Annotated in this window: 7 protein-coding genes; all 7 read left to right on the forward strand. The window is 50.5% G+C overall.

The window, feature by feature from the left end:
* Positions 1–47: 47 nt before the first annotated feature.
* The 7 genes from HPY27_RS26790 (at position 48) to HPY27_RS26820 (ending at position 8,525) form a co-directional block, all read left to right on the forward strand.
* Positions 48–1,784: a cache domain-containing sensor histidine kinase gene (locus HPY27_RS26790; RefSeq protein WP_069850049.1), complete on the forward strand. Its 1,737-nt coding sequence runs from the start codon at positions 48–50 to the stop codon at positions 1,782–1,784.
* Positions 1,756–2,952 (forward strand): response regulator transcription factor, encoded by a 1,197-nt coding sequence (locus HPY27_RS26795; RefSeq protein ID WP_017246743.1) that lies wholly within the window; start codon positions 1,756–1,758, stop codon positions 2,950–2,952. Before HPY27_RS26790 ends, HPY27_RS26795 begins: the two co-directional genes overlap by 29 nt.
* 118 nt (positions 2,953–3,070) lie before the next feature.
* Positions 3,071–4,372 carry an ABC transporter substrate-binding protein gene (locus HPY27_RS26800; RefSeq protein ID WP_017246742.1) on the forward strand — a complete coding sequence of 434 codons (1,302 nt, stop codon included), beginning with the start codon at positions 3,071–3,073 and terminating at the stop codon, positions 4,370–4,372.
* Positions 4,373–4,429: 57 nt separating this feature from the next.
* Positions 4,430–5,350: a carbohydrate ABC transporter permease gene (locus HPY27_RS26805; protein WP_174226394.1), complete on the forward strand. Its 921-nt coding sequence runs from the start codon at positions 4,430–4,432 to the stop codon at positions 5,348–5,350.
* Positions 5,347–6,159 carry a carbohydrate ABC transporter permease gene (locus tag HPY27_RS26810; RefSeq protein ID WP_017246740.1) on the forward strand — a complete coding sequence of 271 codons (813 nt, stop codon included), beginning with the start codon at positions 5,347–5,349 and terminating at the stop codon, positions 6,157–6,159. The genes HPY27_RS26805 and HPY27_RS26810 overlap by 4 nt, the downstream gene beginning before the upstream one ends.
* Positions 6,160–6,187: 28 nt before the next feature.
* Complete coding sequence (locus HPY27_RS26815) at positions 6,188–6,844, forward strand: YesL family protein (RefSeq protein WP_017246739.1); 657 nt, start codon at positions 6,188–6,190, stop codon at positions 6,842–6,844.
* Entirely contained in the window at positions 6,834–8,525 is a 1,692-nt protein-coding gene (locus HPY27_RS26820) for an amylo-alpha-1,6-glucosidase (protein WP_174226392.1), read from the forward strand. Before HPY27_RS26815 ends, HPY27_RS26820 begins: the two co-directional genes overlap by 11 nt.
* Positions 8,526–8,709 lie beyond the last annotated feature (184 nt).

The raw sequence follows: 8,709 nt of genomic DNA on the forward strand, positions 1-8,709 counted from the left end.
AAGATTGAATAGTGCAACTAATCAAAATCCGGTGGTGGTTCTGTCACATGAAGTCATGGTCGCTCTTCCCGCGCAGAAGCATTCATGCCAAGCTGCTCGCTTTTATGCTGATTGCAGCCATTATTCCGCTGATTACGCTAGGGAGTATGGCGTATTGGAAATCGTCGATGGTCGTTCGCGAGCAATTTAGCAAGTCAGGCGAGTATATCGCTACGCAGCTGCAAATCCAGATCGACAACTACCTGAGTCAAATGAGATACATGGCTTATGACATCAATACGTACGTGTCAGACCCGACGTTGGTCGTCATGCGGGAGGAACAGCCGAAGACGTACACAGGCTTCCTGGAACAAAAAAACTTCGAGCGATACCTGGGGGCGCACCGCAACCTTGATACAAAAGGCATTTTTATCGTGACGCCCTCCGGTTACTTTTTCGGGGAAAATGTGATCAATGGAAAGGATCTGATGCGGGAATGGTGGTGGAAGGGGCTGCCCGCCAAGCTGGATGAGGAGCGATGGATCGGTTTTTACACACCACGGCATTATGTCGGATTTCAGGATGAGGCGGAGCTGCGAAATCAGGAAAAGGTACTCGGTCTGGTCGTTCCTGTTCTCAGCGGTTATGGCGTATTGAAGGATAGCCGGATTTTGATCGAGATGAAAGCAGGCAAGCTGTTTCAGTTGTTTGAACAGCTGGAAGAGGACATGAGTGCGTATGTAACGATTACAGCCAAAAATGGCGAGCTAATTTACCAGACTGCGGGTACGTTCGTCCAGCAAGAGAGCGATATCGTCTGGAACAAGCCACTGGAGTCCAACAACTGGATGATTCAGGTGCGCTTGCCTTACGAGCAAATGAACCGCTCTGCGGAAGTGATTCAATCCTTTTTTATCGCGGCGCTGATTCTTTCGGCCGTGCTGGCACTTCTTTTGGCGTATTTATTTTCCAAACGGATTACAGGCAAAATCAAACGACTGCAAGAAACGATGCGGCTGGTAGGAACAGGCGAATTGCAGACGCGCGCAGAGGTCGATACAGAAGACGAGCTGGGGCGGTTAGGGGTGAGCTTCAACCAGATGGTGAGGCGGATTCAGACGCTAATCGCCGAGGTGAGTCGCACCGAGCAGTTGAAAAAGGAAGCAGAGCTGCGAGCCGTTCACTACCAGATCAATCCGCATCTGTTGTTTAATACACTCAATTCCATCCAGTGGAAGGCAAGATTATCTGGCGCCAATGAAATCGGCAATATGCTCTATCATCTCATCAAAGTGCTAGAGGGCAACCTCGACATCACGCAGGAGCTCGTCCCGTTGGAAAAGGAACTGCAAACCGTCGAGCATTTTCTGCAAATCCAAGAGCTGCGGTATGGGCCCGTTTTTCAATTTGAACAGACGGGAGTAGAGGCTTGCCGTCGCTATTTGATCCCGCGAATGACTCTCCAGCCGCTTTTGGAAAATATCTTTTTCCACGCATTCGAAGACGGGCATGGAACGATCCGGATCCGTGTCAGTGAAAAAGAAGGGCTTGTGACGCTGTTGTTGCAAGATGACGGCGCAGGAATTGTGCCGGAGCGATTGGCCAAACTTCTCGATCCTGATCTGGAGCGTTCTAGCAAACGAGGGCTCGGCGTGTACAACGTCGATCAGAAGTTCAAGCTTCATTTCCGTATGGAGCACGGCATGAAAATTTCATCTGTCAGAGGAGAAGGAACCACAATTCAAATCACATGGCCGAAAAGGGAGGAAATTCCTGATGAACATCAAGGTAATGATTGTGGATGACGAAGTGCTGGTGCGAAGAGGACTGAAGGCAATGGTGCCGTGGAGTCGCTACGGGATGGAAGTGGTAGCGGATGCACCGAATGGTCGGAAAGGCTGGGAGGCTTTCCTGCAAATACAGCCCGAGTTGGTGATTACGGACATCGTCATGCCGGAAATGGATGGGTTGGAGCTGTGCAGGCGAGTGAAGGAGCACGCTCCCCAAACAAAGATGCTTCTGCTCAGCTGTCACCGCGATTTTGCTTTTGCCCAGCAGGGAATTTCTCTCGGGGTGTCCGGATATTTGTTGAAGACCGAGTTTCAGGATGAGGAATGGGGGACGTTGTTGGAAAAGCTGCGGTCTGAGCTGGCAGGCGAGAGCGCGCGACCCGATAAAAGTAGGGAACGCCCTGATGAATGGAAGCGGGAATTCGGTGCGTGGTTGACTGGTTTGAGCCGGGATTTCGAGCAAAGCTTGTCCTCCCTCCTGCAATCACACTGGTCGTGGATGAACGATTCCATGCGTGTATGGCTCTTGGAAGGGATGGGCAGCAGTGCAAATGGCGAGGAGCAGGAGCGGGCATGGATTTCACGGGAGCTGGACAGCCAATGGGAGTGGATCGCATGTGGCGATATCCGTTTTTTACTGACTCCCGCAAGTATTAGCAGACAGGTAGAATCCTTGCTCGTGGAATGGAAGCTGGCTGGAAAGGTGACGAGCTGGGAGACAACAAGTCCGTTTGCTGGACTCGAACCGTGGATTCAGGCGGTACGAATGCTCTACCAGCGCACGGAGCGGGCGCGCAAGTACGGCGTCATTCAAGATCCGTGGCAGGAGCCAATCAAGCAGGCTGTTCATTATGCGCTCGATCGTCTGGATACGCCATTGACGGTCAGTGAGGTAGCTTCACAGGTGGGACTGAGCCGTAGTCATTTTAGCGTGATGTTTAAAAAGGGAGTGGGCGAGAGCTTCGGCGAGTTTCTCGACAAGCGCCGGGTAAAAATGGCCCGAGCGATGCTGGATGAAACAACGCTGTCCATTCAGGAGGTAGCGGAGCGAGTCGGTCTTCCTGACGCGAAATACTTCAGCAAATGGTTTAAAAAATGTACAGGGATGACCCCGAGCCACTACCGTTTCAAACAAAAGGAGGGTTCCAGTCGAACAATCGTCCACTCCACCGCGCAAACCTGAACAAAGCGAAAAAAAGGAAACAAATTGACGCACTATTGCGAACAGTTGGCGGTTTCACCGTTTTTTTCCCTTCATTAAAATAAAGAAAAATGAGGGGTAAATTTAGGGGGGATCACAGATGAAAAAGGTTGCGTCAAAATGGATGGCAGCTGGTATGGCACTTCTTTTGGCCGTCGTAGCTGGTTGTTCACAAGCCCAGCCATCAGGATCAGACGGCACGTCTAGTAACACAGGTACGACAACGCCAGAATCGTCTGATAAAAAGGAAACGGTTACATTGCGTTTCGCGACATGGGATACGGACCAAATGCTGAAGATCCAACAAGATATCGCGAAACAATTCGAACAGAAAAATCCGGGTGTGAAGGTACAAGTCGAGGCATATGCAGATGGTTTTGATCAGAAGCTGGTAGCGGCATTCGGAGCGAAAAACCCGCCGGATGTCATGTACATGTGGGATTTCCCAACGTACCACGCCTCGCTCGAGCCATTGGATGAGTACGTAAAGAAGGACCCATCAGTGGCAATCGACGACTTTTACCAAGGCCTCTTAAACTATAATCGATTCGATGGAAAATTGTTCGGTCTCCCAGCGGGCTTCTCGACGCGGGTCGTCTTCTACAACAAAAAGCTGTTTAACGAAGCAAATGTACCACTTCCGACAGACGACTGGACGTGGGATGATTTCAAATCGGCCGCCAAACAGCTGACCGTTCGCGATAAGAAGCAGTACGGCTTCGCTGTTCGTTCGGAGCCGGATACGTACGATTTGCAGCAGTTCGTGTGGAGCAACGGCAGTAGCTTTATTAGCCCTGATGGAAAAGCCATCGAAGGCTACATGAACAGCAAGGAAACGGCAGCAGCCCTGCAAATTTTCAGTGATTTGACGAAAGACAAGAGCGCTTTGCTTGTCGGTGGAAAAAACCAGCAGAGCGGGAACGACTTGTTCAAAGCGGGTAAGCTCGCGATGTATGACAACGGCGTATGGTCGCTCGAGTCGTACAAGAAGGCGAATGTCGATTTTGGTACGGTCGTGATGCCGCAATTCCCTGGCAAGCCTAGTAAGGGTGTCATCGGAACCTCCTCTGTATCGATCGCCAAGGATTCCAAAAACAAAGAACTGGCTTGGGAGTTTTTGAAGTTCTTCGTTTCCAGTGATGCGATCAAGATGCGTACATCTGACTTGCCTGTGCGTATTAGTGTCGTACAAGAAAAGAAGCTCGATCAGGACCCACTCTACGCGCCGTTCTATAAGACATTGGAACAATCGACTGACACGCCTGCCTTCCTGTTGAATCCGCACTGGAACGAAATCAACCGGAACCTTTCCGCAGCGGTCAATGCGATCATGATGGGACAAAATGCCGAGGAATTACTGAACAAGGCAGTCAAAGACTCCCAGAAGTTTTTAGAAAAATAACGGGAAGGGGTCAGGGAATTGAATACAGAGAGTGTTGTGACACATAAACAGCCTGCCATGACCGTTCAACCGAAAAAACTCAAGGGAAGGGCGTTTCTTACGCCCTATCTTTTTATCTTGCCTTGGATTCTCGGCTTTCTCGCTTTTACGCTGGGACCTATGCTGTTTTCACTCGTCATGAGCTTTTTTGATTGGCCTGTCGTTGGTGAGGTTACGTTTGTCGGCTTGGACAACTACGTCAATATGTTTACGGACGATCCATTGTTTTGGCAATCGCTCTGGATCACGATTAAATTTGCGTTGTTATTTGTACCGTTGAATTTGTTCATCGCGTTGTTTTTGGCCATGATGCTGAATCAGAAGGTAAAAGGCAGCGGCTTTTTCCGCACCGTATTTTACTTGCCGAGCGTGATTTCCGGTGTGGCGCTGGCGATGATTTGGGCGTGGGTGTACGACGGGGAATACGGTATTTTCAACTATTTGCTCAGTCTGGTTGGGATTACAGGTCCCGATTGGCTAAACGATACGACGTGGGCGCTCATTGCCATGGTAATCGCGAGTCTATGGGGGCAAGGCTCCATGGTATTGATTTTCCTGGCGGGGCTCAAAAGCATTCCGGAGAGCTTGTATGAAGCGGCTTCGATTGATGGGGCAGGGGCAGTACAAAAGTTTTTCCGCATTACACTGCCGATGGTGAGCCCAACGATTTTGTTTAACCTGATTATGACGATCATTAGTGCGTTCCAGCAGTTAAGTCTAGCACTCCTGCTCACAGGAGGCGGACCGTTGCAGTCTACGTATTTCTATGCCATGTACGCGTACGACAACGCCTTCAAATACTTCAAGATGGGATATGCTTCGGCGAACTCCTGGTTTATGTTTGCGATCATACTGGTATTGACCTTCATCGTGTTCAAAACGTCCAGCAAATGGGTGTACTACGAGGGCGACAACCGCAGGGGAGGGGAAGAAGCGTGATACGCAAAACGATCGCTTATGCGAGCTTGATCTTTTTCTCTTTCCTTTTTCTCGCACCGTTTTACTGGATGATCTCTACTGCGCTCAAGTCGGACGATGAGATTTTGCAGTATCCACCAAAATGGATTCCGGATGTGCTGCATTGGGAGAACTTCGGGAATGCGTGGATGTCGCAGCCGTTTCATCTCTATTTGGAAAACTCGTTGACGGTGACGATCCTGACTACGATTGGTCAGTTGATTTCGTCTTCGCTGGTCGCATACGGCTTTGCTCGGTTTACGTTTAAAGGGAGAGACTTTCTGTTTATGGTCGTTCTGGCTACGATGATGATTCCGTGGGAAGTGACGATGATCCCGCTGTACATGGAATTCAACTACCTGGGCTGGATCAATACGCTCAAGCCGTTGATTGTTCCTTCGTTCTTCGGGTCAGCGTTTTATATTTTCCTCATGCGACAGTTTATTTTGACCATTCCTCGTGAGCTGGATGAGGCAGCGCGTATTGATGGTGCGGGTTCGTTTCAGATTTACGCACGGATTATTATGCCGTTGATGATGCCTGCTCTGATTTTGGTGAGTGTATTCAACATCTTGGGCACATGGAACGATTATTTGGGTCCACTCATTTTCTTGAATGACCAAAGTCAGTACACGCTGACGCTGGGACTGGCGCAATTTAAAGGGATGTATGAAGTAGAGGCTACCGGGCTGATGGCGGTAACATTCCTGATCTCGCTTCCGCCGTTACTCCTCTTTTTCCTCGCACAACGATATATCGTAGACAATTCAGCTGGCGTTGCTATTAAGTAAGAGGCTATCAAGTAAGGAGGGAGCAGAAGTGGGGAATCGGGCGAAGTGGGAAGGCTGGGCATGGTCATTTCATCAATTTGGTGAGCGATTGTTGCGGATGGCGGCAGCGCATCTCATGTGGGTGGTGTGCACGCTCATGGGAGGCATCGTCTTTGGAATCTATCCAGCGACAGCTGCTCTGCACGACGTACTGAGCGGCAAGTGGAGTGACCGTGGGCTTCCGTCCGCCTTCTGGCATGCTTTTCGCCACTACTTCTGGAGGAGCCAATGGCTTGGCGCAGGGACGGTGCTAACGGGGGCAATTCTGTGGGGCGATGTGGTGTTCTTCCTGCGCTTGGGCTCCCTGTGGGGGCTCTCGATTGCGGCCGTTTTTGCGGGGATCGGATTCTTGCATGCGGCTACCTCTTGCCACGCCTTTTCCCTGCTTGTTCGGGAGGATGCAGACGTAAAGAGGACGCTCAAGCAATCGTTTTGGCTGGTCGCGGCCTTTCCGTTGCATTCGCTCGTCACGATGGGAGGCTTGCTCCTTCTCATGATTCTCTTGCTGGCGATTCCTGTTTTGCCGATCTTGTTGGGAGCGAGTCTGCCCGTCTGGTGGATGAACGCCAGATTCAGTCGTCTGTTGGAAAAGCGCGATCGTAAACGATCGACGAAGCAACCTCGAGGTGAGACATATGCAGTTTGATTTAGGAATCGTTCCTTTTAGCCGATACGGGTCGTATCTCGTACTCTCGCGACTAGGTAACGCCAAGCGAACAGAAGGGCTGTATTTACGCAATATTCGTGGAGGTGACAACCACGATGGCGCGATTTTTCGAATCGAAATGGTAGCGGATGGTGTGGCGATTCCATTTGAGACGGAGGCTACACCAACCTTGCTGCGTCTTTACGGGGATAAAGGCGAAGTGAAGCTGTGCATGAGCGAGCCGCAGCTGGTGCAGGTACGTGGTCAAGGTGTTGGATTGCGACTGGTGCTGGAATCGACGGCAGCTGATTATGCGATTCAAGCAGGAGCCGGATGCTGGGAAATCAATCATTTTTCCACGGAAATTCGCTTGCGAGTGACTCCGCTTGCTGGAGCGCTGATGGTCAACCCTACGAAGGCATCGCGTGAACAGCAAGTAAGCGTAACCTTTCATCCCGACGAGGAAACAGATGTCTTGGAAGGTGTACTGGAGGAGTTCCACACCGTCTGGAAGGAACGCAGCTATCCCGCTTTTGCCGATGGTTGGGAACAGGTGCAAAAAGAGTACGACGATTGGCTGAAAAAGACACTTTCTGTATCTGAGGAGCATCGCGAAGGCTTGAGTAAAGCACGAGAACTCGCGGCGTACATCACTTGGTCTTGTGTGGTGAGACCAGAAGGCTATCTGCCACGATCTGCGATGTACATGTCCAAAAACTGGATGACAAATATCTGGAGCTGGGATCATTGCTTCAATGCGATGGCACTGACGCGAGCAAACTTGCCGCTGGCGTGGGATCAGCTCATGATCTTTATCGACAGGCAGGACGAAAGTGGTGTCTTCCCCGATTTTATCAATGATCGGTATGCGTTGTGGAATTGCTGCAAGCCTCCGATTCACGGCTGGGCGCTGCGCTGGATGCTGGATCGGAACGACGCGATTACGAACGAGATGCTAGAAGAGGTGTACGAGCCGCTTTGTCGCTGGACCAATTGGTGGTTCCGTTACCGCGATGATGATCAAGACGGGATTCCGCAGTATAATCACGGCTATGACTGCGGCTGGGACAACAGCACAATTTTCCTCGATGGGGCGCCAATCGAAAGCCCGGACCTGCCTGCGTATTTGATTCTGCAAATGGATGTGTTGGCGGATTTGGCGAAGAGATTGGGACGTCATGAAGAGGCAGCGAGGTGGCTGGAAAAGGCCGAAATGACGCTGCAACGGCTCATGGAGAAGCATTGGAACGGGGAGAATTTCTACGCGACTCACTCCGGAAGCGATCAGCCTACCCAAGGAGACAGCTTGATTCGCTATATGCCACTGGTGCTTGGCGAAAAGCTGCCGCAGGACATCCGAGCCAAGCTGATTGCGGACTTGCAGGAGCGGTTTTTGACCGAGAATGGATTGGCTACGGAGAGTCCAACTAGTTCCTTCTACCGCGCGGATGGCTATTGGCTAGGTCCGATCTGGGCACCAGTGACGATGCTGTTGGTAGATGGATTACGGAGAGCAGGCGAAGTAGCGTTTTCTCAGGAGATTGCCAGACGTTTTTGTCGAATGGCAGCCCGCAGTGGAATGGCGGAAAATTTCGATGCGCTGACAGGGGATGGACTGAGAGACCGGGCATTTACTTGGACGTCCAGTGTGTTTTTGATGTTGGCTCATGAATATGTATAGGAGAAGTTCATAGAGGGGTACCGCCAGCAAAACGCAGTTAACTTAACTAGTCAGAATGGGTGACTTTACAGTATTCAATGTAGAGTTGCCCATTCTTTTTATTTCATCAAATACTAGATATCTATATTCAATTTTATAGTATTCATAGTACATTGAGTTAGGTGTTTTGACCTAGAGGCATTAA

It is taken from the genome of Brevibacillus sp. HB1.1 (assembly GCF_013332445.1).
GTDB lineage: Bacteria > Bacillota > Bacilli > Brevibacillales > Brevibacillaceae > Brevibacillus > Brevibacillus porteri.

Excerpts from the sequence above, each read along its gene's own strand:
- HPY27_RS26790 (WP_069850049.1), top strand. The coding sequence starts at position 48 with ATGAAGTCATGGTCGCTCTTCCCGCGCAGAAGCATTCATGCCAAGCTG.
- HPY27_RS26795 (WP_017246743.1), top strand. The coding sequence starts at position 1,756 with ATGAACATCAAGGTAATGATTGTGGATGACGAAGTGCTGGTGCGAAGA.
- HPY27_RS26800 (WP_017246742.1), top strand. The coding sequence starts at position 3,071 with ATGAAAAAGGTTGCGTCAAAATGGATGGCAGCTGGTATGGCACTTCTT.
- HPY27_RS26805 (WP_174226394.1), top strand. The coding sequence starts at position 4,430 with ATGACCGTTCAACCGAAAAAACTCAAGGGAAGGGCGTTTCTTACGCCC.
- HPY27_RS26820 (WP_174226392.1), top strand. The coding sequence starts at position 6,834 with ATGCAGTTTGATTTAGGAATCGTTCCTTTTAGCCGATACGGGTCGTAT.